General features: G+C 67.2%; 21 protein-coding genes. 5 read left to right on the forward strand and 16 right to left on the reverse strand.

Annotation, left to right across the window (positions count from 1 at the left end; translation table 11 throughout):
• Positions 1-209 precede the first annotated feature (209 nt).
• Positions 210-1232, forward strand: coding sequence for a LacI family DNA-binding transcriptional regulator (locus PD284_RS02570; RefSeq protein WP_274626666.1), 1023 nt, complete (start codon positions 210-212; stop codon positions 1230-1232).
• A 10-nt stretch (positions 1233-1242) separates the two neighbouring features.
• Here PD284_RS02570 and nagA read toward each other — a convergent pair whose 3' ends face one another.
• The 5 genes from nagA to deoC all read right to left on the reverse strand — a co-directional run bounded on the left by nagA (position 1243) and on the right by deoC (position 7807).
• On the reverse strand, positions 1243-2430 hold the full coding sequence (gene nagA, locus PD284_RS02575; RefSeq protein WP_274626667.1) for an N-acetylglucosamine-6-phosphate deacetylase: 1188 nt from the start codon (positions 2428-2430) through the stop codon (positions 1243-1245).
• On the reverse strand, positions 2427-3299 hold the full coding sequence (locus PD284_RS02580; protein WP_274626668.1) for a glucosamine kinase nucleotide-binding domain-containing protein: 873 nt from the start codon (positions 3297-3299) through the stop codon (positions 2427-2429). The genes nagA and PD284_RS02580 overlap by 4 nt, the downstream gene beginning before the upstream one ends.
• Positions 3300-3454: 155 nt before the next feature.
• The gene (locus PD284_RS02585; protein WP_274626669.1) at positions 3455-4300 is read right to left on the reverse strand and encodes a fumarylacetoacetate hydrolase family protein; all 846 of its coding nucleotides are present in this window, start codon (positions 4298-4300) and stop codon (positions 3455-3457) included.
• A gap of 12 nt (positions 4301-4312) precedes the next feature.
• Positions 4313-6682 (reverse strand): aldehyde dehydrogenase family protein, encoded by a 2370-nt coding sequence (locus PD284_RS02590; RefSeq protein WP_274626670.1) that lies wholly within the window; start codon positions 6680-6682, stop codon positions 4313-4315.
• Between the two features lie 72 nt (positions 6683-6754).
• The gene (gene deoC, locus PD284_RS02595) at positions 6755-7807 is read right to left on the reverse strand and encodes a deoxyribose-phosphate aldolase (protein ID WP_274626671.1); all 1053 of its coding nucleotides are present in this window, start codon (positions 7805-7807) and stop codon (positions 6755-6757) included.
• A gap of 244 nt (positions 7808-8051) precedes the next feature.
• On the opposite strand from deoC, the gene PD284_RS02600 reads away from it, so the two are divergent.
• Positions 8052-8447, forward strand: coding sequence for a DoxX family protein (locus PD284_RS02600; RefSeq protein ID WP_274626672.1), 396 nt, complete (start codon positions 8052-8054; stop codon positions 8445-8447).
• Positions 8448-8455: 8 nt separating this feature from the next.
• Here PD284_RS02600 and PD284_RS02605 read toward each other — a convergent pair whose 3' ends face one another.
• Positions 8456-8752: a WYL domain-containing protein gene (locus PD284_RS02605; protein WP_274626673.1), complete on the reverse strand. Its 297-nt coding sequence runs from the start codon at positions 8750-8752 to the stop codon at positions 8456-8458.
• Between the two features lie 341 nt (positions 8753-9093).
• Between PD284_RS02605 and PD284_RS02610 the strand changes: the two genes are divergently transcribed.
• Positions 9094-9558 (forward strand): WYL domain-containing protein, encoded by a 465-nt coding sequence (locus PD284_RS02610; protein ID WP_274626674.1) that lies wholly within the window; start codon positions 9094-9096, stop codon positions 9556-9558.
• 7 nt (positions 9559-9565) lie between these two features.
• On the opposite strand, the gene PD284_RS02615 is transcribed toward PD284_RS02610, so the two are convergent.
• The 6 genes from PD284_RS02615 to PD284_RS02640 form a co-directional block, all read right to left on the reverse strand.
• The gene (locus PD284_RS02615) at positions 9566-10375 is read right to left on the reverse strand and encodes a ferredoxin--NADP reductase (protein WP_274626675.1); all 810 of its coding nucleotides are present in this window, start codon (positions 10373-10375) and stop codon (positions 9566-9568) included.
• A gap of 226 nt (positions 10376-10601) precedes the next feature.
• Positions 10602-11075, reverse strand: coding sequence for a MarR family winged helix-turn-helix transcriptional regulator (locus PD284_RS02620; protein ID WP_274626676.1), 474 nt, complete (start codon positions 11073-11075; stop codon positions 10602-10604).
• Positions 11072-12058: a UPF0280 family protein gene (locus tag PD284_RS02625; RefSeq protein ID WP_274626677.1), complete on the reverse strand. Its 987-nt coding sequence runs from the start codon at positions 12056-12058 to the stop codon at positions 11072-11074. Before PD284_RS02625 ends, PD284_RS02620 begins: the two co-directional genes overlap by 4 nt.
• Complete coding sequence (locus tag PD284_RS02630) at positions 12055-13584, reverse strand: 6-hydroxynicotinate reductase (protein ID WP_274626678.1); 1530 nt, start codon at positions 13582-13584, stop codon at positions 12055-12057. Before PD284_RS02630 ends, PD284_RS02625 begins: the two co-directional genes overlap by 4 nt.
• Positions 13581-16466 carry a molybdopterin-dependent oxidoreductase gene (locus tag PD284_RS02635; protein ID WP_274626679.1) on the reverse strand — a complete coding sequence of 962 codons (2886 nt, stop codon included), beginning with the start codon at positions 16464-16466 and terminating at the stop codon, positions 13581-13583. The genes PD284_RS02630 and PD284_RS02635 overlap by 4 nt, the downstream gene beginning before the upstream one ends.
• Positions 16463-17323 (reverse strand): FAD binding domain-containing protein, encoded by an 861-nt coding sequence (locus PD284_RS02640; RefSeq protein ID WP_274626680.1) that lies wholly within the window; start codon positions 17321-17323, stop codon positions 16463-16465. Before PD284_RS02640 ends, PD284_RS02635 begins: the two co-directional genes overlap by 4 nt.
• A gap of 194 nt (positions 17324-17517) precedes the next feature.
• Here PD284_RS02640 and pncA point away from each other — a divergent pair, with 194 nt between their 5' ends.
• Positions 17518-18117 carry a bifunctional nicotinamidase/pyrazinamidase gene (pncA, locus tag PD284_RS02645; protein WP_274626681.1) on the forward strand — a complete coding sequence of 200 codons (600 nt, stop codon included), beginning with the start codon at positions 17518-17520 and terminating at the stop codon, positions 18115-18117.
• Between the two features lie 183 nt (positions 18118-18300).
• Here the strand turns inward: pncA and gshB are convergent, their stop codons facing one another.
• From gshB to PD284_RS02665, 4 genes are all read right to left on the reverse strand, one after another.
• The gene (gene gshB / locus PD284_RS02650) at positions 18301-19242 is read right to left on the reverse strand and encodes a glutathione synthase (protein ID WP_274626682.1); all 942 of its coding nucleotides are present in this window, start codon (positions 19240-19242) and stop codon (positions 18301-18303) included.
• Positions 19243-19335: 93 nt separating this feature from the next.
• On the reverse strand, positions 19336-20313 hold the full coding sequence (locus PD284_RS02655) for an MBL fold metallo-hydrolase (RefSeq protein WP_274626683.1): 978 nt from the start codon (positions 20311-20313) through the stop codon (positions 19336-19338).
• A 119-nt stretch (positions 20314-20432) separates the two neighbouring features.
• Positions 20433-20831, reverse strand: coding sequence for a GtrA family protein (locus PD284_RS02660; protein WP_274626684.1), 399 nt, complete (start codon positions 20829-20831; stop codon positions 20433-20435).
• The gene (locus PD284_RS02665; RefSeq protein WP_411956168.1) at positions 20828-21838 is read right to left on the reverse strand and encodes a glycosyltransferase; all 1011 of its coding nucleotides are present in this window, start codon (positions 21836-21838) and stop codon (positions 20828-20830) included. The genes PD284_RS02660 and PD284_RS02665 overlap by 4 nt, the downstream gene beginning before the upstream one ends.
• Before the next feature lie 109 nt (positions 21839-21947).
• Between PD284_RS02665 and PD284_RS02670 the strand changes: the two genes are divergently transcribed.
• A complete protein-coding gene (locus tag PD284_RS02670; protein ID WP_274626685.1) occupies positions 21948-23765 on the forward strand; it encodes a GtrA family protein in 1818 nt (605 codons plus the stop codon).
• Positions 23766-23767 lie beyond the last annotated feature (2 nt).

Genomic DNA, 23767 nt, shown 5'->3' on the forward strand with positions numbered 1-23767 from the left:
CCAAAGCGCTTTGACTGCCCTGTTGTAGCGTGCGCCCGGCAGGGGAGTCAAGGGAGTCAAACTAATCGATTGAATCCCGGTGCCGCAACGCAACCGGGTTTCCGGTCGTTGCGCGAGGGCACGCCCAGGCTTCCGCGATCACGCCATACAGTCTATGGTGGCCCGGAAATGCATCGATTTTTGAAAGCGCTTTGGGGAAATCGAGCGACGTGAACCTGAAACAACTCTCGCACATGCTGCAGCTTTCTCAGACAACCGTGAGCCGGGCGCTCAACGGCTATCCCGAGGTCAGCGAGGAAACGCGCCGCCGCGTCGTGGACGCCGCCAAGCGGCATGGCTATCGGCCCAATCCGAGCGCGCGCCGGCTGGCGACAGGCAAAGCCGGCATGATCGGCTGCGTGATGCCGACCGGGGCCGCCGTGAACATCGATCCGCATTTCGTCGAGTTCCTGTCCGGCCTCGGCGACTATGCAAGAGGCCATGAGCTGGACCTGGTGCTGAGCCCGACGGCGGCCGACGACGAGGTGACGACCTACCGGCGCGTCGCCGCCAACAAGCAGGTCGACGCCGTCTACGTGTCTTCGCCGCTCGAGGCGGACCGCCGCATCCGGCTCGTCCACCAGCTCGGCCTGCCCTACATCGTGCACGGCCGCAGCGAAAAGCTCGACTTCGACTACCCGTTCATGGACATCGACAACGAAGGCGCCTTCCACGAGGCCGGCCGGCTGCTCACCCAGCTCGGCCACAGGCGCGTCGGGCTCATCAACGGCGAGGCGACCGAGACCTTTGCGATCCTGCGGCAACGGGGGCTGGCGCGGGCCATGGCCGCCGCAGGGCTGACGCTGACGCCGGGCAACATACGCTCGGTCGCGATGACCGAGGAAAACGGTTTCCGTTCGACACAAAGCCTGATGAGCCAGCCGGAGCCGCCGACCGCCCTGGTCTGCTCCAGCCTCATCATGTCGCTCGGCGTCATGCGGGCGCTTTCGGAGCTCGGCCTGTCGGTACCCGGCGACGTCTCGCTCATCGCGCATGACGACGTCTTCCCCTGGCTGAAGCCGGAGAATTTTTCGGTGCCCCTGACCACGACGCGGTCATCGATCAGGGCCGCCGGCGCGCGCATCGCCGAGCGCCTCGCTGCTCGCATCTCCGGCATCGAGACCGGCGCGCGAACCGAAGTCTGGCCCGTCGACCTTGTCGTCAGGGGTTCCATCGGCGGCGCGAAGGGGTAGACGACCGGCGCTAAGCCTGGAAGGCCTGCACGCCCTCGATCCATACCCGCTGGACCTCCAGCGCATCGCTGAGGTGGACCGCGCTCGCCGCCGTCGCCGGACCGAGCCGGCCGATACGGTGCGAGATGCCCATCACTTCGGCCGGATAGAGCGAGGCCATGCGCAGCGCCTCCTCGAGCGGCAAGCCGATGCGGCGATGCATGAAACGGATGGCCGAGATCATGTCGAGGTCGGCGCCCGCCAGCGTCCCGTTGGCGAGCCTGAGGCTGCCGTCTTTGCGGTAGATGGTGCGGCCGTTGAGCGAAAACGACGGCATGTCGGTGCCGATGGTCGCCATGGCGTCGGTGACGAGGAAGATGCGCCCCGGCCCGTTCTTGGCGCGCACCGCGATGCCGATCGTGGTCGGGTCGACGTGGATGCCGTCGGCGATCAGGCCGGCCGAGAGGCTGCCCATGTCGAGTGCGGCGCCGGCGACGCCCGGCTCACGGTTGGTCACCTGGCTCATGGCGTTGAAGAGATGCGTCACCACCGACGCGCCGGCCGCGGCCAGCTCGGCAGCCCCGGCATAGGTGGTGTCGGTGTGGCCGATGCTGACTACGATCCCGGCTTCGGCGAGCGCCTTGACCTGTGCGGGCTGGACGGTCTCGTGCGCGACGGTCGAAAGCAGCGCCGGAACCCTGCTCCGCGCGGCGATGAGGAACGCCTGGTCCTGCGCCGTCATTGGCCGGATCAGTTCCGGATCATGCGCGCCCTTGCGCGCGATCGACAAATGCGGACCCTCGAGATGGAGGCCGAGCAGGCCGGGCGTCTTCTGCTGCAGCGCCGCCGCGCAGGCATCGACCGCCGCCGCGCCGATCTCGGGCGTGTCGGTGATCAGCGTCACCAAGAGCGCGGTCGTGCCGAAGGGCGCATGGGCGGCGCAGATGGTGCGGATCGCCTCGACGTCCTGGCGGTCGTTCAGCATGACGCCGCCGCCGCCATTCACCTGCAGGTCGACAAAGCCCGGCACGAGCATGCCGCCGTCGAGATCGACGCGCTGCCAGCCCGGCTTGATGCCTGACTGGGGCACGATCGCCTCGACCATGCCGGAACCGACCAGCAGGGCAGCGTCGTCGTGCCAGCCCTCGCCGTCGAAGATGCGCGCACCGGAGATCGCGAGACGATCGGCGCTGCCGGAGTGGGAAATGGTGGAATTCATGCCTTCAAAACCCCGAACAGACGCGCCGCCATGGATACTGCGCCGCCCAGCGCGTCCTGCTGTGGCGGGCGCACCAGCGCGCGGATCGGCTCGGAGAGCCGCGGCTCGTAGAGCGACGCAAGCCCGCCGAGCAACGACAGCGGCTCGCCCGGCTGCAGGCCGAAGCGCGCGATCGACGCCTCGATGGTGGAGAGGCCGCGCGCCAGTATGGCCTGCGCCACCTCGTCACCCGTTTCGGCGTGGTCGAACACTTTTGGAGCGAAACCGGCGAAATCGCCGGGCTTGGCCGTGGTGCCGAAGGTGATGATCCGGTCCGGATCGCCCTTGAAGACGGCCAGTATCTCGTCCGTCAGCGGCGACGACGGCCCAACCCCGTCAAAGGCGAGCAAGGTGCGCTCCAGAAGCTCGCGACCGACCTGCGCGCCGCTGCCCTGGTCGCCGATGAGAAAGCCCCAGCCGCCGATCGGCCGCGCCTCGCCGCCGCGCCGGCCGAGATAGGCCGTGCCCGTGCCGAGAATGGCGATGGCGCCGTCGCCGCTGCCGACCGCCCCTTCGAGGGCGATCATCGCGTCGGTCTCGACAATGCTCTTTCGGAAGGGAAGGACCGCCTCGAGCTGCCTGGCGTTGTCGCCGACATTGGCGCCCGCAAGCCCGAGCAGCGCCGGCGTCTCCGCGACCAGGCCGGCGTCCTCGCCGGCCTCGGCGAAGGCCATCTGCGCGGCTTCGACGATGCTCGCCCGCGCGCCCGCCAGATTGGTGTAAATGTTTGCGGAACCGCTTTTGGCGCGCGCCAGGATCGTGCCGTCCGGGGTGGCCAGCGCGGCGCGGCAGGACGTGCCGCCGCCATCGATACCAAGGATGAATCTCATGGGACGACTCTTACACTCGCGCCCGCGGGACGGTCGACAGGCAATTCGGACAATTCAGGAAGGGCGCGCCGGGGCGGACGCCCGTACGGCGAGCACCCACTGCACGGGATGGAGGGGCGGCGGCAGGACGGTCACGTCCCGCCGCCGCGCTGAACTCAGGCTTCCTGCCTGAAGGTCTGCTTCTGCGTGCCGAGGCCCTCGATGCCGAGCTCGACCACGTCGCCGTCCTTCAGGAACACCGGCGGCTTCATGCCGAGGCCGACGCCAGGAGGCGTGCCGGTGGAGATGATGTCGCCGGGGAGCAGGCTCATGAACTGCGACAGGTAGGAGACGAGATGCTTGACGCCGTAGACCATGGTGCTCGACGAGCCGTCCTGCATGGTCTTGCCGTTGACGGTCAGCCACATCTTGAGGTTCTGCGGGTCCTTGATCTCGTCCGTGGTGACGAGCCACGGGCCGATCGGGCCGAAGGTGTCGCAGCTCTTGCCCTTGGTCCACTGGCCCTGGCGCTCGGCCTGGAACTCGCGCTCCGACACGTCGTTGGAGACGCAGTAGCCGGCGACATAGTCCAGCGCCTCGTCTTCCGAAACATACTTCGCGGTCTTACCGATGACGATGCACAGCTCGACTTCCCAGTCGGTCTTCTTCGAGTTGCGCGGGATGAGCACGTCGTCATCCGGGCCGATGATGGCCGAGGTGGCCTTCATGAAGATGATCGGCTCCGGCGGAACGGTCGCGCCGGTCTCCGCCGCATGGTCGGAATAGTTGAGGCCGATGCAGATGAACTTGCCGGTGCCGGCGACGCAGGGGCCGAAGCGCGGGCTGCCCGCCACCTTCGGCAGCGAAGCCGGGTCCAGTTTCGCGAGTTCCCTCAGGGCCTTGGGATCGATGTGCTTGCCGCCGATGTCGGCAACATGTGCGGACAGATCCCGGATGTTGCCGTCGGAATCGATCAGGCCGGGCTTCTCACTGCCGGCCTCGCCATAACGAACCAGTTTCAAAATGAACTCTCCTCAATCGCCGTAGGGCACCCAGACATTCTTGACTTCGATGGCGCGGCGCAGGAACGCCTCTCCGCCCGCCACGGGCGACGTCCAGTCGATGCCGTGGCCGTTGCTCGTCCACATGCGCTTCAGATTGCCGACCGACTCCGCCTCGGCTTTCTTGCATGTATCGGCATCCACGACCAGCCAAAGCCCGTCCACGTCGTCATGTTTTGCGAGGACGCCAGCCAGTTCGGCGCTGCGTCCCGTGACGAGGTTGAGCGCGCCGGCCGGCAGGTCGGAATATTCGATGACCTGATAAAGGTCCGTCGCGATCAGCGCATGACGCTCCGACGGCACCGCCACCACCGTGTTGCCCATCGCCAGCGCTGGCCCAACCATCGACACCAGGCCGAGCAGCGGATGCTCGTCCTGCATCACCATGCCGATGACGCCGACAGGCTCGTGCAGGGCCAGCGTTACGGCCCGCGCCGGCGGCTGGTGGGCGCGGCCCTCGAACTTGTCGGCCATGCCGGCAAACTCGAACAGGCGCTCGACCGACAGCTCCACCTCGTGGCGGGCCGCCTTGGCGGACGCGCCGGTGAGCGTCGTCAGGCGCGCTGCGAACTCCTCGGCCCGCGCCGAGAGGTTCTCCGCCAGGAAATAGAGCACCTGCGAACGATTGTAGGCGGTCGCCTCCGGCCACGCCTTGCAAGCGCGCGCGGCCGCCACCGCGTCGCGGATGTCCTTGCGGTTGCCGAGCCCGACCTCGCCGACCAGCTTTCCCTTCGAGTCTGCCACCGGCATCGCGTAGCCGCCGTCCGGTCGCACCTGCTTGCCGTTGATGTAGAGCTTTGCCGTGCGGTCGATGCCCGACCCTTCCAGCGCGCCGGGCGCCTTCGCCGGAGCCGCCGGCTTGATCGCCGGTCCGTGCGGCAGCTTGGAGGTCAGGTACTCCAGCATCCCCTCACGGCCGCCCTCGCGTCCAAAACCGCTCTCGCGGTAGCCGCCGAAGCCGCAGGCGGCGTCGAACATGTTGGTGCCGTTGATCCACACCACGCCCGCCTTGAGCTGCGGGGCGACGTGCAGCGCGAGGTTGATGTTCTCGCTCCAGACAGATGCGGCAAGTCCGTAGCGCGTGTTGTTGGCAAGCTCGACGGCCTCCTCGGTGCTACGGAAGGTCATCGACGCCAGCACGGGGCCGAACACCTCCTCCTGCGCGAGGATGTTGGCGGGCGAGACGTCGGTCGCCAGCGTCGGGCGGTAGAAATAACCGGACGACGGCAGCGCGAAATCCGGCTGCCAGCAGGCCGCGCCCTGTCGGGCGCCCTCCTCGACCAGGCCCGACACGCGCTCCAGCTGCGTCCTGTCCACCAGCGGGCCGATATCGGTGTTCTTGTCGAGCGGGCTGCCGACGCGGAGCCGGCTCATGCGCGTCTTCACCTTGGCGATGAACGCCTCGGCGACGCCCTCCTGCACCAGGAGCCGCGAGCCCGCGCAGCAGACCTGGCCCTGGTTGAACCAGATGCCGTCGACGAGACCTTCCACGGCGCTGTCGAGATCGGCGTCCTCGAACACCATGAAGGCCGACTTGCCGCCCAATTCCAGCGACAGCTTCTTGCCGGAACCGGCGGTCGCCTTGCGGATGATCTTGCCCACCTCCGACGAGCCGGTGAAGGCGATCTTGTCGACGCCCGGATGGTTGACGATCGCCGCACCGGCGGCCGGGCCGCCGGGGACGATGTTGACGACGCCCTTGGGCACGCCCGCGCGCTCGCAGATCTCGGCGAACAGGATCGCCGTCATTGGCGTGTACTCGGCCGGCTTGAGCACCACCGTGCAGCCTGCGGCGAGCGCCGGCGCGATCTTCCATGCCAGCATCAGCAGCGGAAAATTCCAGGGAATGATCTGGCCGACGACGCCCGCCGCCTGATGGCCGGGGAACTCGCGCGCCAGCGACTGCGCCCAGCCGGCATGGTGCAGGAAATGGCGGATCGCCAGCGGAACGTCGATGTCGCGGCTCTCGCGGATCGGCTTGCCGTTGTCGATCGTTTCCAGCACCGCCAGCAGACGCTGGTGGCGCTGCATGGCGCGACCGATCGCGTAGAGCACCTTCGCGCGTTCGTAGCCGGAGGCGGCGCTCCAGCCCGGCAGCGCCTTGCGTGCAGCGGCAACGGCCGCATCGACGTCGGCGTCGGCGGCATCCGAAACCTGGGCGAGGACATTCCCCGACGACGGTTCGAGCACCTCGAAGGTCCGGCCGCCCGCTGCCGCCTTCCATTCGCCACCGATGAACAGCGACTTCGTCAAGTCGCGTCCGGCGATCCAGGCGTCCGCTTCGTTGCGCCCTTCCGGCGCCGGGCCGTAATCCATCGCGTGATACCGTTCGAGGATGTTCATGACGATGTTCCTTGGAGGTCGCGCTCAACACACCCCAATGAGGGTGTTCCAATCATCGCTAGGGTTCGCCGCTCACGCCATCGCGTGGCGGTGGTTGGCCGAATAGCGTCCGGTCAGGTGATGCTCGAGCTGCCGCTCGATGTCGGTCAGCAGGCTCGACGCGCCGAAGCGGAACAGCTCCGGCTCCAGCCAGGGCCGGCCCAGTTCCTCCTTCATCAGCACCAGCCAGTCGAGCGAGACTTTTGCCGTCGAGATGCCGCCGGCCGGCTTGAAGCCGATCAGGTATCCGGTGTGCTCGAAATAGGCGCGGATGGCGCGGACCATCGACAGGCCGACCGGAAGCGTGGCGTTGACGCTCTCCTTGCCGGTCGAGGTCTTGATGAAGTCGGCCCCTGCCATCATCGCCACCATGGAAGCCAGCGTCACGTTGCGCAGCGTCGCCAGGTCGCCGGTGCCGAGGATGACCTTGATGTGGGCCTCGCCGCAGGCGGCGCGCATCTGACGGATCTCGTCGTAGAGCGCCTGCCAATTCGCCTCGTAGACCAGCCCGCGCGGGATGACGACGTCGATCTCGTCGGCGCCATCGGCGACCGAGGCCTCGATCTCCTTCAACCGGGTCGAGAGCGGCGCAAGCCCGTGCGGGAAGGCCGTCGAGACGGCCGCGACATGGATGCCCGTGCCGCGCAGCGCATCGACCGCCGCCGCCACGAAAGGATGATAGACGCAGACGGCCGCCGGCCGGATGTTCGCACCCTGGATGCCCAGCCCCTCGACGAGATCGGCGCGCAGCGGGTTGATGGCCTTGGCGCAGAGCCGGCGCACGCGCTCGTCTGTGTCGTTCGAGTTGAGCGTCGTGAGATCCATGACCGAGATGGCGCGCAGCAGCCAGGCCGCCTGGTTTTCGTTCTTGATAGAACGCCGCTTGGTCAGCGTCGCGGCACGGCGCTCCAAGGCCGACCGGTTGACGCTGCGCATGGATTCGAGAAAGCCGAGGTCGAGCGCCATGCCCGGATTCCGGGCGATCCCGGCGCCGGCCGGCTCGGCCGCGTTGGCGGCGGTGCGCGGCGACAGGGCGGTCACGTTGGCCGCCCCTGCGACTTCGACCTCACGCGGTTTTGTGGTCATTCTCCGTGCCTCCTCCGGCGCCCGCGGTCCTCGTACCCGAAGCATAGCGCCTTCCTCGCCCCTCCACGAGTCCGAAGGCTCATAGCTCAGATCGCCCCATTCTGCACCAATTCCTTGACCAGATGGTCAAAGGACGATGGCGCGAATGTGATCGACGGATCCCTCCGCCCCGTAGACCGCGTTTACCGCGTCACCTATCCGTTTTCGTCTCGCGTATCCGTCACGGCAAACTCAAGGGAATCGAATGCTCGACAATCTTGGACGTCATGCACCCATCGGCCTCGCGCTGCTGCGCATCATGACAGCGCTGCTGTTCATCGCGCACGGAACCCAAAAACTCTTCGGCTTTCCCGCTTCCGGCCAGGCGGCCGGCGACGGCGGGCTCAGCACGCTCATGCTCGCCGCCGGCATCCTCGAAACCTTCGGCGGCCTGCTGATCCTGGTCGGGTTCCTCACCAGGCCCGTCGCCTTCATCCTCAGCGGCATGATGGCGGTGGCCTATTTCATGGCGCACGCGCCGCAGAGCTTCTTCCCGATCCTCAACGGCGGCGAGGGCGCGATCCTGTTCTGCTTCGTGTTCTTCTACCTGTTCCTCGCCGGCCCCGGCGCCTGGAGCATCGATCGCAGCAGCGCAGCCTGAGCCTCGGATCAGACCTTCGCCAGCACCCGCTCGATGTAGGCGTCGTGCGGGTTGTAGTCCGGGTGCCGGCCGGCAAAATGCCGGTCGGTCGCCTTGACCTCCCACAGCTTGTCGACCCGGAACGTGCGAAAGCCGCTGCCGCTACCGCCGGTCAGTTGCACCGCCGACAGGACCAGCACGCCCTTGCCGTCATAGCCCAGGATGTAGGGATCGGCGGTACGCCGCTTGCCGTCGTAGACAAAGGAAAGGGTGCGGCGATCCCTGATCGCGGCGGAAATCGTCTCTGTGTGAAGATCTGTTGTCATTTATTCCATCCCGTAGGATGAAGAATGACGTAAGCACGGTGAGAACGCCACTTGCACCCGCCGCAATCGAAGCGGATTTGCTGGAGTCCGCGGAAGAACCTCGCGCTTCTGGGGAGATACGGCATTGGATTCGATAGTATTCTTGCCGCAATCCGTGACGGCCACCTGCTCGATGATCGAGATCATCCTAGCATCGACAGATATCTTCATCAGCGGCAGATGGTAGTCAAACTGGATGACTATGCCTGGGTTGTGCCCTATGTTGAGGGTGAGGATGAGGTGTTCCTCAAGACCTTCTTTCCCAGCCGCAGGGCGACTAAGGAGTATCTGAGGTAATTTCCATGGCCAGCGGGATTCAGCTGACACCTGAGGAGGAACGCGACCTCATCGAAAGCACCGAGCGCGGCGAGTGGCGCTCGCTCGGCAATCTCGATCAGCGCAAGGCGTTCTGGCGAAATTCGGTCGAGCGAACCGAACACGAGCGGCAACGGGAAACTGGAGCCCGCGACAATCTTCTTCGCGCGATCAGGGAGCGGCGCAGGGTGCTGTTCGAGTACCGGAATAGCCAGAGGGCGGTTGATCCCTACATCCTCGGCTTCGATCCCGCAGGCCGACTGATCCTGAGCGCATTTCAGCGTTCGGGCGGCACAGGCACCGGTTTTCGGGCATACCTGCTCGGCGGAATGTCAAACCTGACCATCACCGATCAGCCGTTCGACATCGAACCTGACTACAATCCCGCAGATCCCAACTTCGACGAGTTGTTCGGACGCGTCGAAGAGGTAATCGCGCAGCTGGCGGCCTGAGCGCCAACTACCCCACGAACGCCCGCTCGACCACGAAATCGGCCGGCTTGGCGTTCGAGCCTTCCTCGAAGCCCATGTCCTCCACGATCGCCTTGACGTCGTTGAGCATGGCCATCGAACCGCAGATCATCACGCGGTCCTGCGCCGGATCGAGCGGCTCGACGCCGAGGTCGGCGTAAAGCTTGCCGTTCTCGATGAGCTGGGTGATGCGGCCCATGCGCGGCGTCTCCTCGCGCGTCGTCGAGGAATAGAGCGTCAGCCGGCCGGCGGCCAGTTCGCCGATCAGCGGATCGTTGACCGCCTGCTCATAGAGCTCGACGCCATAGGCGAGTTCGGCCTCTTCGCGGCAGGTGTGCGTGAGGACGACCTGCTCGAACTTCTCGTAGGTCTCGGGGTCGCGGATCAAGCTGGCGAAGGGCGCGATGCCGGTGCCGGTCGAGATCATGAACAGGCGCTTGCCCGGGGTCAGCGCATCGAGCACCAGCGTGCCGGTCGACTTCTGGCGCATCAGCACCGTGTCGCCGGGAACGATCTTCTGCAGGTGGGAGGTCAACGGCCCGTCGGGCACCTTGATCGAGAAGAACTCGATCTCCTCGTCCCACGACGGACTTGCCACCGAATAGGCGCGGAACACCGGCTTCTCGGCGTTCGGCAGGCCGATCATGACGAATTCGCCCGAGCGGAAGCGGAAGGACTGCGGCCGCGTGATGCGGAAGGAGAACAGCCGATCGGTGTAGTGCTTCACCGAAACGACGGACTCGGCGTGGACGCCGGCGGGAATTGGGAAAGCGGATTTCACCTCGGCTGCGGACTGCATGCGCGCACCTTTCGGAAACATACGTCGACCCCGTCCGGCCGCGAAAGCTGGACGAAACTGCGGACAACACGATGACCTGCTTGGTAAATTAATTAGTATACAAATGAATTTCCCGTCAAGTAGCCCCAGGAAAACCGGGTTCCAAACTCGCGCCCGCAAGTAGTGTCTGATTGCCACGATCGCAAGCTGCGGAGAAAAATCGCGACAACGGGCCGCCGCCCGCCGCTCAGCCTATCCTGGCGAGGAGCCTGGCAAGCTGCTGCGCCTCGCGCGCGTTCAGCGGCGACAGCGTCTCGCCGGTCACCTTTTTGGCATTCGCCAGGAAGCCGGCCAGCGCGGTGCGCCCTTCGGGGGTGAGGCTCACCATCAGCCTGCGCTTGTCGGCCTCGTCCTTGCTCACCGTCACCAGCCCGCGCGCCCGCATCCGGTCGATGACGCCCTTGATCGTCGCCGCGTCCATCGCCACCAGCGCCCCGAGCTGGTTCTGTGACGTTTCATCCACTTCGCCGAGCTTGGCGAGCGCGGCGAACTGCGGCGGCGTCACCTCCGGGATGTGCGCCGCGAAGATAGCCACGTGGCGCTGCTGCGCCTTGCGCAGGAGGAAACCGATCTGTTCCTGCAGCCGGTATTCGGGGGCGTCGTCCTGCGCGGCCTGCGGCTCGACATCGAGAATTTTGAGGATGTTTTCGTCGGCGGTCATGGATGCACAGCCCCGGATGTCGTTCGCGATGATCTACGCCTTGTCGGCGGAAGAACCTGGCGAGAGGCCGACGGCTCGACCTCGCGACCGCCGGCTCGCTTTTCTTCGCAAAGCTCTCCCGTCGGCTCGTCCCTCGAGAGGGCGGGCAAGAGGTCGCCACAGAGGCGCGCATCCTCGCCCAGGAACAGCGCAGCTCCAGCGACCAGGCCGCGTTGCTTCAATGCTTCCGCCACCGCCAATCCAGTCTGCAGCGCCTCCGCCCTCTCCGCTGCAGACAGCGGCACGACAGACGTCGTCACCAGCCGCCCGCCGAGGTCGCTGTCGGGTGCGAGCTCGACCGCCGGCCTCCGCTCGATCGACCGATGGCCCGGCAGGTCGACTGCATTCGCGATGATCGTCGCAGCAGCGTCGGCTTCCGCGCCGCTGCGCGCCAGCACCGTCACTGCGTCGGCGATGCCCAGCGAGAAGCTGCGGCCGCGCCAGCCGCTGGTGGCGATGCCGCGAACCGGATCGGCGAAGCGTATCCTCAGCCGGTCGTCCAGCCCGTGCGCCGTGCCGGCGATCGCGGCATCCATCTCGGCACCGAGCGACAGGTGGATGGCGATGTCGCCGCCGTCGTTCACATAGGCCTTCTGCAGCGAGCGTCCGGCCACCAGCGCGGCCAGCATCTCGTCCGCCACCGCGCCGGCAACGGCAGCCATCGGCGTGATGAACTGGTCCGCGAAGGGCACAACCGCATCCTCCATCCGCTGCGCCACCGTCCCCCCAAAGCGCCGCGGCGCGTTGCGGGTGGCGGGCCTGCGCAGTTCGCCAAGGTCCTCCACCAGTTCGCCCAGGATGGTCCGGAAGCGGGCTGCGGCCTGGGCATAGGCGGCGTGCACCTCGTCCGCCGCGCTGAACGCCTCGACGATCAGGTCGATCGGCCCGTGGTTCATGTGGAGCCGCCGTCCGTCCGGCAGCCAGGAGACCTGCGGCGCGTTCATGACGCTTGCCGCTCCCGGTTGAGCTGGGCCAGCGGCGGCCACTCGTTGCCGCGCGGCGCAATGGCGGAGCGACGCTCGTTGAAATACTCGCCGCCGCGCGCCAGCACGTCCTCCACAGAGCGGATCTCCGACGCGTGGCCGCCCAGCCGGACATAGTCGTCGCGCCGCAGCGTGAACTCGATGGGCGCCACCAGCGCCGGGGTCGGCACATAGCCGAAGGCGTTGTCCGGCACGCGGGCGACGTCCACCATCAGCGTGATGCCGCCGCCCGGCCAGACATAGACCGGCGCCCCGCCGACCGTCACAAAAGTGCGCAGGCCGTGCACGGAGCGCGTCAGGTTCACCGGGTTCTCGACCACGCCGGCGCGCAAGCTGCCGCCCGCCCCGCCGACAAACAGCACCGTGCAGAGCGCCGGCTCGCAATTTTCCTCGATCAGCTCGACCGATCGCCTCAGCCGCTCCGGGAAGGGCCTTTCCACCGGCTTCAGTTCGTCGTCCAGCTCGTAATAGGCGAACTGCTCGCCAGTCGTGGAGACCATCAGCAGCGACAGGCCCGGCCGCGCGCCCTTCCTGGCGTTCCAGTCGCCGAGGATGCTCAGCGGGTCCGAGATCGTCGTGCCGCCCCAGCCGAGGCCGGGCTCCGACACCTTGAAGTAGCGGCCGGGCGTCGAGCGCCGGCCGACGATCTTGATGCCGGTATCTTCCCAGCCCAGCACCTTGCCGGCCTGGTGTTCCGAAACCACGCCGGTGATGTGGTCGTCGACGACCACAACCTCGTCGACCAGTCCGCGCCATTGCGAGGCGAACATGCCGATGGTCGCCGACCCGCAGCCGACGCGCATGCGGTGCTCCACCTTGCCGTCGATGATCGGCGCCTTGCCGGCCTCGACCACGATGGTGGCGCCGCCGTCGATCGCCAACTCGACCGGCTGCTTGTTGCAGAGCGCCAGAAGCGTGTCGCAGGTGACGCGGCCTTCCGACTTGGAGCCGCCGGTCAGGTGGTTCACGCCGCCCAGCGACAGCATCTGCGAGCCGTATTCGCCCGTCGTCACATGGCCGACCGCCTCGCCAGCCGCCCGGACGGTCGCCGCCTCCGGGCCGAGATGCCTGTCGGTGTCGATCTTTATCTTGACGCCGCAGTAGGAGAAGATCCCCTCGGTCACCACCGTCACCAGGTCGACGCCCTCGACCTCCTGGCTGACGATGAAGGGCGCAGGCTTGTAGTCGGGATAGGTGGTGCCGGCCCCGATTGCGGTGACGAACGGTTTTGTCCTGACCAGCGATCCATCCCAAGGAGTATCGGCGTCGAAGGGAACTCCGGCGCCGTCGGCAGGCTGCGTGTGGTCAAGGATGCGCAGCGGGTCGCAGCGCACGATCCTGCCGCCCTCGTTGCCGTAGCGGTCGCACGCCCCGGTGCGGCCCTCGGCGATGTAGCACATGACCGGACAGGCATCGCAGCGGATCTTCTCCGCCACCACCTTCTGGCCCGGCTCATGCGTCTCGAACCGCTCGGCAAGCTCGCTCATATGCCCGCTTCCTTGATTGCGGCGAGCACGCGGCTCGGCGTCGCCGGGACTTTTCGCATCGTCACGCCCGCGGCGTGACGGATGGCGTTCAGGATCGCCGGCGCGGTCGGGATCAGCACATGCTCGCCGAGGCCCTTCGCGCCGAACGGCCCCTCGGGATCGGCCACCTCGACCAGGATGTTCTCGATCGGGGGCACGTCGCCGATGGTCGGGATCAGATAGTCGTGCAGGTTTTCGGTGCGGCCGGGGATGTACTCCTCCATCAGCGCGAGGCCGATGCCCTGCGCGATGCCGCCCTCGATCTGTCCCTCGACCAGCAGCGGGTTGATGGCGCGGCCGACGTCGTGCGCCGCCGTGATCTTGAGCAGCGTGACCGTGCCCAGCCGCATGTCGACCTCGAGCTCGACGACCTGCGCGCCGTACCCATAGACCGCGTAGGGCTTGCCTTGCCCTTTCGCGTCGAGCGGCAGCGTCGGCGGGTCGTAGGTCTCCTCGGCCCGGAAGACATGGCCGTCCGCGTCGGCCTGCATTGCCGAGAGATCGAGCACACGGATCGCCTGTCCTTCACGCACCGTGAGCGTCGATCCCTCGATGGAGAACTCCGCATCCGGGGAAACATTGGCGTATCGCAGGATCCTTTCGCGCAGCGCCCGCCCCGCTTTTTCCGCCGCCTTGCCCGTCACAAAGGTCTGCCGCGACGCCGATGTCTTGCCGGCATCAGGCGTGGTCGCAGTGTCGGCGGAGCGCAATTCGAACAGCCCGAGCGGCAGCCCGAGCGCATCCGCCGCGATCTGGGCGATCACCGTGTTCGACCCCTGGCCGATATCGACCGCGCCCTGGTGCAGCACGACCTTCCCGGTCGGCGAAACGCCGATCCGGATGGTCGAAGGATTGGGCAGCGAGGTGTTGCCGCAGCCGTACCAGCAGGAGGCGACGCCAACGCCGCGCCGGCGGGCCGTCGCCGTCGCGTTGAATGCCGCAGCGTCGTCCAGCGCGCGCTGCCATTGGGGCTGCAGCGCCTCGAGGCAGGCGGCGATGCCGACGCCGCTTTCCAGCCGCTGCCCGGTCACCGTCTCGTCGCCGTCGCGCAACGCGTTCTTCAGCCGGAACGCCAGCCGGTCCATGCCCAGCCTCTCGGCCAGCTCGTCATAGAGCGTTTCCTGCATGATCGTGGCCTGCGGCACGCCGAAGCCGCGGAACGCGCCGGAGATCGGCCCGTTGGTATGGATGGCCCGCCCGCGCGCGCGATAATTCGGCGTGCGGTAGGGTCCCGACGCATGCACCGGCACTCTGTTCGCCACAGTCGGGCCCCAGCTCGCATAGGCCCCGGTGTTGAACGTGCCGTCGAAGACCATGCCGGTGATGCGGCCCTCGGCGTCCGCGCCGATGCGCGCCGTCATCGCGGCCGGGTGCCGCTTGGTGGTGGACATCATCGATTCCGGCCGCGTGTAGGCGATCGCCGCCGGGCGGCCGGTCCTGAGGGCAACCAACCCGACATAGGGCTGCACGGAAAGGTCCAGCTTCGAGCCGAAGCCGCCCCCCGTCGCGGTCGGGACGATGCGCACCCGCTCCGGCTGGAGGCCAAGCACGAGCGCGGTGTCGTCGCGGTCCATGTAGGGCGCCTGCGTGCAGGCGCGGATGACCAGGGTTTCGCCGTCTATCTCCGCCCAGCCGGCCTCCGGCTCGATATAGGCGTGTTCGACGAACGAGGTTTCGAAGGCTCCCGAGACCAGGTGCTCCGACCCCGCGAGCGCGCCCTCGGGATCGCCCCGCTCGACATAGCCCTGGGTCAGCAGGTTGCCGGTGCGGCTCTGGTGCAGCAGGGGCGCGCCGGCGGCCTCGGCGTCCGCCGGCTCCAGCACATGCCGCAGCTCGGTCCAGACGATCGGAAAGTCCGCCGGGTCGAGCGCGGCGACCGCCGCGCGCTCGCCGGCTATCACCGCCACCGCCTCGCCGCGAAATCGCGCCTCCCCTTCGGCCAGGGCCGGCTGGTCGGCGAAGGGAGGGATCACGCCGAACCGGTTGCGTCCGGGAATGTCCGCTGCCGTGTAGACCGCGACGATGCCAGGCCGCGCCGCCACGAAGCCGTCAAGGTCGCCGAACGCGAAGGCTGCACGGTGATGAGGCGAGCGGACGACCAGCACCGCCAGCGCGTCTGCCGGAAAGTTGTCCGCGCCGAAGCACTCCCGCCCATCCACCTTCGGCACGCCGTCGAGGCGCAGCACGGACGATCCGACAGCTTGGCCGGCGGCGGGTACAAGGCTTTCGCAACAACGACCCCCACTCCGTCTCGCTGCGCTCGACACCTCTCCCCCGATCGACGGGGGAGAGAAACACGCGGCCGTCAGGTCTGGCTCCTTTCCTCTACCCCACTCTGTGGGGGAGAGGTGGCGAGCCGAAGGCGAGACGGAGTGGGGGCTCTTCTGCGCCGCGGCCAGCACGGCTGCGATGATCTTGCGATAGCCGGTGCAGCGGCAGAGCACGCCGCCCAGCGCGTCGCGAACCTCTTCCTCTGACGGCTCTGGATTGCGCTCCAGCAGCGCCGTCGCAGCGACCAGGAAGCCCGGCGTGCAGATGCCGCACTGCGCCGCCCCGTGCGCCAGGAACGACGCCTGAAGCGCCGACAGTCGCCCATCGGCAAGCCCCTCGACCGTGCGTATGTCGCGCCCCTCCGCCTGGGCGACGGGAACGAGGCAGGCGCAGACCGGATCGCCGTCGAGCAGCACCGTGCAAGCGCCGCAGTCGCCGGCGTCGCAGCCGACCTTGGTTCCGGTTTGCCTAAGCTCCTCGCGGAGGACCGCCGACAGGCGCTGCATCGGCGCAACCATCGCCGAGACCGGCTCGCCGTTCACCGTGAACCGGATGTCCTGCGCCAGATTCATGCAGCGGCCTCCCCTGCCGGCGCCGCGCGCGCCGCAGCCAGCGCCCGCACGACGATCTCCCGCGCCGCCGCTCTCCGGTAGTCGGCGCTGCCGCGCACGTCGTCGATGGGCGTCAGCGACGAGAAATGTTCCAGCCGGACATGGCTGCCGAAGTCGGCATCGGCAGCCAGCCCGATCAGATCGGCCTCAAGTTCGTGCAGCCGCTGCGCCACCGCCGAGCAGGCGCCGACCGCGACCGCCGCAGCCGCAATCCTGTGATCGGAAGCAACTTCCAGCCGCACAGCCGCCATGGCGATGGAAATGACGAGATAGCGACGCGTCCCGAGCTTGTAGAAAATCGAGCGTCCGGCGGTAGATGCCTTCGGCACGCGGATGGCCGTGACGAGTTCGCTGCCGGCCAGCGCCGTCCGCCTGTTGCCGAGGATGAAGTCCTGCAGCGGGAGACGGCGAATGCCGCCCTGCGATCGAAGCTCCACCTCGGCGTCGAGCACCATCAGCGCCGGCACGCCGTCCGCCGCAGGAGACGCATTGCAGAGATTGCCGGCGACCGTGCCGGTGTTCTGGATCTGGACGGAGCCGACCTCGCGCGCCGCCTGCTTCAGCGCGTCGAAGGCGGGCGGCAGGTCGGCCCGGCAGATGTCAGTCCACGTCGTGCGCGCGCCGATGACGAAATGCGCGTCGGTCTCGGCGATCCCGCGCAGCTCGGCCACACCGTTGAGGTCTATGATGCTGTGCTTCAGCGGCAGGCTTCCAAGCGCCGGATAGAAGTCCGTCCCGCCTGCGAAAAGCTTCCATCCCCCCTCGGCGAGAAGCGCCAGGGCACCGTCGGTGCTATTCGGCCTTGCGTAGCGGACCAAGTTCCGATTCCGTAGAGCGCGATCAACGAAAATTCATTCGTGTACAAATGGTATCAGCGTGCGACCACTTGTCAAAGGCACAATGCGCGCCGCCAGCAAAAATGCCCGGACGGCGGTCCCGGGCTTGACGCGGCCACAAGCTCCGGATGACTTAGCCGCCAATTTCGACGGATAGCTGAGCGGGAGTTCTCGGAATGGCGGCACAGGCCCTCATCGTCATCGATGTGCAGAACGACTTTTGCCCTGGCGGCGCGCTCGCCGTTTCGGGCGGCCACGAAATCGTGCCGCTGGTCAACCGGCTGATCGAAGACTTCGACCACGTGATCCTGACGCAGGACTGGCATCCTGCCGGACATTCGAGCTTCGCCTCGACGCATACCGGCAAACAGGCCTTCGGCACGGTCGAGCTGCCCTACGGCACGCAGACGCTGTGGCCGGAGCACTGCGTGCAGGGCACGCCCGGCGCCGACTTCCACCCGGACCTTGTCTGGACCAAGGCGGAGATGGTCGTCCGCAAGGGCTTTCGTAGCGCGATCGACAGCTACTCGGCCTTCCGCGAGAACGACCACACGACCCCGACCGGGCTCGCCGGCTACCTGCGCGAGCGCGGCTTCGGCCGTCTCACGCTGGCAGGGCTGGCGACGGATTTCTGCGTCGCCTACTCCGCGCTGGACGCCCGCGCGGAGGGTTTTGAAGTCACGGTGCGCATGGACGCCAGCCGCGCGATCGACCTCGGCGGCTCGCTCGACGCGATGGTGGGGAAGATGCGCGACGCGGGTGTGACGTTAGCCTGACGTATCGCCTTCGAACGCCAGCATGCCCCCTCCACCATGCTTCGCATGGTCCCCCTCCCCCGCTCCGCAGGGGAGGATCCGCGCAGGCGACGTTGGCTCGACCTTGATCCTCCCCCGTTTACGGGGGAGGGGGACCGCCGAAGGCGGTGGAGGGGGCGACAAACCGCTTCGCGTAAGTGCTCCCTACGCCCGCTTTGCTTCCACCGCGTCCCAGAACAGCGCCGCAATGTCGGCGCCGCCGAACCGCTTCACTTCGCGGATGCCCGTCGGCGAGGTGACGTTGATCTCGGTCATCCAGTCGCCGATCACGTCGATGCCGACCAGGATGAAGCCGCGCTCCTTGAGCGACGGCCCGATCCGGGCGCAGATCTCGCGCTCGCGTTCGGTGAGGTCGGTCTTCTCCGGGCGGCCGCCGACATGCATGTTGGAGCGCGACTCGAGGTCCGCCGGCACGCGGTTGATGGCGCCCACCGGCTCGCCGTCGATCAGGATGATCCGCTTGTCGCCCTTGCGCACGTCCTTGAGATAGCGCTGGACGATGAAAGGCTCGCGGAACATCTGCCCGAACATCTCGAGCAGCGACGACAGGTTGCGGTCGGCGTCGCCCAGATGGAACACGCCGGCCCCGCCATTGCCGTAGAGCGGCTTGATGATGATGTCGCCGAATTCCCTGCGGAACGCCGCCACCTCGGCCGGATCCTTGGTGATCAGCGTCTCCGGCATCAGGTCGGGGAACTCGGTGACGAAGATCTTTTCGGGGCTGTTGCGCACCCAGGCCGGGTCGTTGACGACCAGCGTCTTCGGGTGGATGCGCTCCAGGATGTGGGTCGTGGTGATGTAGTTCATGTCGAAGGGCGGGTCCTGGCGGAGCAGCACGACGTCCATCTCCGACATGTCGGTGCGCACCGGTTCGCCCAGTTCGAAGTGATTTCCCTTCTCGTCGCGCAGCCGCATCTCCTCGATGCGGGCGAACACCTTGCCGTCGCGCAGCGACAGCCGGTCGGGCGTGTAGTGGTAGAGCGCGTGCCCGCGCCGCTGCGCCTCCAGCGACAGAGCGAAGGTCGTGTCTCCGGCGATGTTGATCGTCGAGACATGGTCCATCTGGACGGCGATTTTCAGCGGCATTGCTCGTCTCCGGCGGGAATTGCTCGCTGCGATGTAATGGCTTGCGCGCGCGCTGCCAATCCCGAACCGGATCCCCCGCAGCCGCGGAGGGTGTCAGCTATGCCAGACCCAGTCGGTCGGCATCCACCTGAACCCGCTGCCCTGCTTCACCACGCGCCCGACTCCGGGGAAGGGGTAGTGATAGCCTGCGACCAGGAGCCGGTCGGCGGCGGCTCTATCCAGCAGCGCACGGCGCGTCCTGGCGCCCTTCTCGCGGTCGTGGTCCCAGATGATCTGCCATTCCGGCCGGTCGAAGGTGATGTGGATGCTGGGCAGGGCGTCGCCCGTGACGAGCAACTGGTCGCTCCCCGAGCCCACAAGCAGCGAAATGTGTCCCTGCGTGTGGCCCGACGTGTCGACCGAAGTCACGCCGGTGACGATGTCCTCGCCCGCCTTGATCGTGCGCACGCGATCTTCATGCTCGGAAAAGAATTTTCGGAGGCCCTCGACGTTCGGGATCGCCCATTCCGGCAGCTTCGATTCGGCGTCCGCCGAGGTCCACAGGTCGAGTTCGACGTCCGAAAGCACGATCTCGGCCTTGGGAAACAGGTCGGCATGCGAGGCCAGCCCGCCGATATGGTCCGGATGGCAATGGGTCAGGACGATCGCGTCGACCTCCCCCAGGGCGACGCCCGCCTCGTTCGACGACGTCGTGAAGCGTCCGGCGTAGCGCGCCCAGTGCTCCTTGGGCGCGAGGCCGGTGTCGACCACGATCCGATGCTCGCCCGTATCGATCACCAGCGGATTGACCTGCAGCCGCACGACGCCGGCCTCGAAGAAGTGCGCGTCGAAATACGCTTTCCTTTCCCCGGCCTCTGCATTGATGGCGATGCTGTCGCTGGGCAGGAAGAAGACGCCGTCGCACAGTGTCGTGATCTGAAACTGGCCCAGCGGAAAACGGTAGAAGCCGGGCGCTTCCGAAACCGCATCGCCCGACGCCGCAGCCGCCTGCGGCGCTGCTTCGCGGGAAGCCAATGCCGCCCCGGCGGCGGCTGAAAAGGCGAGGAAACCGCGGCGATCTATGGGCAGCATGACACCCTCCTCCAGACAAGGATCTGCAGAGCCGCCGCACCGATGGTATTTGAGCCGATCACGCAGCATAGCACGCGGCACGCCCGCGAGAAATCGCCATCGCCTGCGATGCCGTCCGGTCAATGCCGGCGGCCGGGACCCTGCAGACGGTCGAAGACGAAGCGTGAATAGCCGAGATAGGAAAAGCACATCGCCACCAGCGAGGCGGTGGCGAGGGCGGCCAGCGGCGGCATGTCCGGAACCGCCAGCAACAGGGCGGAATAGGTTGCGTAGTTGATGGCGCTCGTGGCGACGCCAACCCCGCCGTAGCGCGCGCCCTCGATCGGCGCCGGGCGGTCGCTCGGCCCCCATGTCAGCGTCCTGTTGAGCATCCAGGTCACCGCCAGGGCGAAGGCGATCGACAGGATGCGGGCAAGGAATGGGTCGAGCGGGCTCAGCGAAAGGATCAGCGTCAGCGCACCGGCATCGGCCAGGAACCCGATGCCGCCTGTGAACAGGAACGCTGCGATCCGCCTCACGCGGCGCGCGACGGCCGGCGGGCATCAGCCCCGGCCGCCTCGTCGATCGCGGTCACGTTGCGTCGGTCGGACCGGACCAGCGGGATGCTGAGGTAGAAGATGCGTTTCTGCTCGGCGCGGCCGCGCGACACGGAGTCCAGGATCAGGCCGGTCGTCATCAGCAGCATCGACAGGAGCAGGAGGGCGATCGACAGCATCCAGGTGGGCATCCTGGGCACCAGGCCGGTCTGGGCATATTCGATCAGCACCGGCGTCATGAAGCCCAGCGATACGGCAAGCACGAGCCCGGCCAGCATGCCGAAGAAGCGCATCGGCTGCGTTTCCTTCAGGAGCATCGCGAACATCCAGAGGATCTTCGCGCCGTCGCGATAGGTCGACAGCTTCGATGAGGAGCCTTCCGGCCGCCGCCCGTAGTCGAGCGCGATCTCGCTCACCGGCAGCTTGAGCTGCGAGGCATGGACCGACATTTCCGTCTCGATCTCGAAGCCGCCGGACACCGCCGGGAAGCTCTTGACGAAACGGCGCGTGAAGACCCTGTAGCCGGAGAAGATGTCGGTGAAATCGCGGCCGAACAGCCGCTTGTACAACCCGTTGAACAGCAGGTTCCCCACCGCATGGCCGGCGCGGCCCGCATCGTCGGTGACGCCGCGTCGCGTGCCGACGACCATGTCCGCACGCTCGGTGACCAGCGTGTTGATCAGCTGCGGCGCATCTTCCGGCGCGTAGGTGCCATCGCCGTCGGCCATCAGGTAGATCTCGGCCTCGACGTCGGCGAACATGCGCCTGACGACATTGCCCTTGCCCTGCCGCGGCTCGCGCACCACGATCGCTCCCGCCGCCCGCGCCCGAAGCGCCGTCAGGTCGCTCGAATTGTTGTCGTAGACGTAGATTGCGGCTGAAGGCAGCGCCTCCCGGAAACGCCCCACCACGTCTGCGATCGTCGTCTCTTCATTGTAGCAGGGCAACAGGACGGCGATGGATGGTTCCGCCTTGGGCATCGCGCTCATTCCGAACTCCGGGGCTCGTTTGGCTCCGCACCGGAGCCCGCGCGCTTTACTATTTATTGAAGCCGTTAAGGCTAGGTTTAGGCCCGATTGTTTGGGCGCGGACCACTTCATGACAGCTGTCACTGCCGAAAGCGCCGCGAGGCGGCCCCTCCATCTGTCGACGGGTCTCGGCGATCTCGGTTTGGCCCTTGGTATTTCCATTTTCATCTTCGCCACCTATGCGGCGGCCGGGTTCCCGACGCTTTCCAGCCCCGGCGGCGACAATGACAGCCTGCTGCGCCTGGTCGAAGTGCGCGATCTGCTCGGCGGACAGGCATGGTTCGACCTCCACCAGTATCGCATGGGCCCCGAAGGCGGCTTCGTCATGCACTGGTCGCGCCTCATCGATGCTCCTCTGGCCGGCATCGCGCTCCTCGCCTCGGCGCTCGGAGCCGGCGTCGAGCTCTCCGAAGGGATCGCGCTCACCCTCTGGCCGCTGCTGCTGATGGCGGGAACGCTGTTCGGGCTCATCCAGATTGCGCGCAGCCTCGGCGGCGATCACACGGTGCTTCCGACGGCGACGCTGGGCGCAGGCGCGCTCTACTTCGTCGGCATCTATCGCCCGGGTTCGATCGATCATCACAACGCACAGATCGCACTGACGGTCGCCATGCTCGCGTTCCTGGTGAAGTCACCGGGCAAGCGGCGGTTTCCCGCCCTCGCAGGCGTCGCCGCGGCCGTGATGCTTGCGATCGGCATGGAGACTGCCCCCTACGTCGCGGTCGGCGGCGCAGCCGCGGCGCTGGCCTTCCTCTTCGGCGACGAGAGGGAGGCGAGAGGCGCCGCCAGCTTCGGCCTCAGCTTCGCGGCCGCCACCTTCGCCGCCTTCCTCATCACCGTCGGGCCGGCGAACTGGTCCGTCCCCGAATGCGACGCCATGTCGAACGTGCAACTGGCGCTTGCGGCGTTCGGCGGTATCGGCCTTGCGCTGGTCGCACTCAGCCCGGCCACGAACTCGACGTTCGGCCGGCGGCTTCTGGGTCTCTTCGCGCTTTCCGCGACGTTCCTCGCCGTAGCCCGCTTCGCCTTCCCGCAATGCCTCGGCGATCCCTACGCGGCGATAGACCCGCGGCTGCGCTCACTCTGGCTCGACTATGTCGCCGAGGCGCAGTCGGTCATCGACCTCGCAAGAGCCGACTGGACGAAGCTGCTCGCCTATTTCGTCACGCCCGCGATCGCGCTCGGCTTCCTCGCCATCCATCTCGGCCGGCACGGGGTCACGCGCGCAAAGCTCATCTATGGCGGCTTCCTGCTGGCAACCTTCCTGGTCAGCTGCTGGCAGGTGCGCGGCTCCTCCTTCTCCATACCGCTCGCGACAGGCGCTCTGGCCCTTGGCCTCGGCGGGCTGCGCGAACGCATCGCCGTGAGCCCATCCCCGGCGAGGTCAGTGGCGCTGGTCGCCGTGTGGCTCGCCTCCTTCAACCTTCTGTGGAGCGCGGCGGGCGGTGCGCTGAGCGCGCGGGCAGCGGTGGTCGGCATGGCGTCGAGCGCCGATGAATGCTCCGCAGATGCTGGTTTCACGGAACTCGCCTCCCTGCCGGCCGGCGCCGTGCTTGCCGTTTCCGACCTCGGCGCGCCTATCCTCGCCAACACGCCCCATCGGGTGCTGGCCGGCCCGTATCACCGCAACGTCGCCGGCAATCTCGCCATGATCGACGCATTCCTCGCCAAGACCGACGACGCGGAGGCAGTCGTGCGGAGCCAGGGCATCGACCACGTCGCCCTGTGCCGCGGCAACGCCGAGAACCGCAATTTCACGCAGCGATCGCCGGACGGCCTGATGGCCGACCTCATGGCGGAGCGCGTGCCGTCCTGGCTGGCGCTCGATCCCGAGACCAGGGGACATACGATCGAGATCTATCGGGTTCTTTCGCCGGCAAGCCGGTAGCG

Source organism: Mesorhizobium shangrilense (assembly GCF_028826155.1).
Taxonomy (GTDB): Bacteria; Pseudomonadota; Alphaproteobacteria; order Rhizobiales; family Rhizobiaceae; genus Arvimicrobium; species Arvimicrobium flavum.

Excerpts from the sequence above, each read along its gene's own strand:
- nagA (WP_274626667.1), bottom strand. The coding sequence starts at position 2,430 with ATGAATTCCACCATTTCCCACTCCGGCAGCGCCGATCGTCTCGCGATC.
- PD284_RS02580 (WP_274626668.1), bottom strand. The coding sequence starts at position 3,299 with ATGAGATTCATCCTTGGTATCGATGGCGGCGGCACGTCCTGCCGCGCC.
- PD284_RS02590 (WP_274626670.1), bottom strand. The coding sequence starts at position 6,682 with ATGAACATCCTCGAACGGTATCACGCGATGGATTACGGCCCGGCGCCG.
- deoC (WP_274626671.1), bottom strand. The coding sequence starts at position 7,807 with ATGACCACAAAACCGCGTGAGGTCGAAGTCGCAGGGGCGGCCAACGTG.
- PD284_RS02600 (WP_274626672.1), top strand. The coding sequence starts at position 8,052 with ATGCTCGACAATCTTGGACGTCATGCACCCATCGGCCTCGCGCTGCTG.
- PD284_RS02605 (WP_274626673.1), bottom strand. The coding sequence starts at position 8,752 with ATGACAACAGATCTTCACACAGAGACGATTTCCGCCGCGATCAGGGAT.
- PD284_RS02610 (WP_274626674.1), top strand. The coding sequence starts at position 9,094 with ATGGCCAGCGGGATTCAGCTGACACCTGAGGAGGAACGCGACCTCATC.
- PD284_RS02615 (WP_274626675.1), bottom strand. The coding sequence starts at position 10,375 with ATGCAGTCCGCAGCCGAGGTGAAATCCGCTTTCCCAATTCCCGCCGGC.
- PD284_RS02620 (WP_274626676.1), bottom strand. The coding sequence starts at position 11,075 with ATGACCGCCGACGAAAACATCCTCAAAATTCTCGATGTCGAGCCGCAG.
- PD284_RS02625 (WP_274626677.1), bottom strand. The coding sequence starts at position 12,058 with ATGAACGCGCCGCAGGTCTCCTGGCTGCCGGACGGACGGCGGCTCCAC.
- PD284_RS02630 (WP_274626678.1), bottom strand. The coding sequence starts at position 13,584 with ATGAGCGAGCTTGCCGAGCGGTTCGAGACGCATGAGCCGGGCCAGAAG.
- PD284_RS02635 (WP_274626679.1), bottom strand. The coding sequence starts at position 16,466 with ATGAATCTGGCGCAGGACATCCGGTTCACGGTGAACGGCGAGCCGGTC.
- pncA (WP_274626681.1), top strand. The coding sequence starts at position 17,518 with ATGGCGGCACAGGCCCTCATCGTCATCGATGTGCAGAACGACTTTTGC.
- gshB (WP_274626682.1), bottom strand. The coding sequence starts at position 19,242 with ATGCCGCTGAAAATCGCCGTCCAGATGGACCATGTCTCGACGATCAAC.
- PD284_RS02655 (WP_274626683.1), bottom strand. The coding sequence starts at position 20,313 with ATGCTGCCCATAGATCGCCGCGGTTTCCTCGCCTTTTCAGCCGCCGCC.
- PD284_RS02665 (WP_411956168.1), bottom strand. The coding sequence starts at position 21,838 with ATGAGCGCGATGCCCAAGGCGGAACCATCCATCGCCGTCCTGTTGCCC.
- PD284_RS02670 (WP_274626685.1), top strand. The coding sequence starts at position 21,948 with ATGACAGCTGTCACTGCCGAAAGCGCCGCGAGGCGGCCCCTCCATCTG.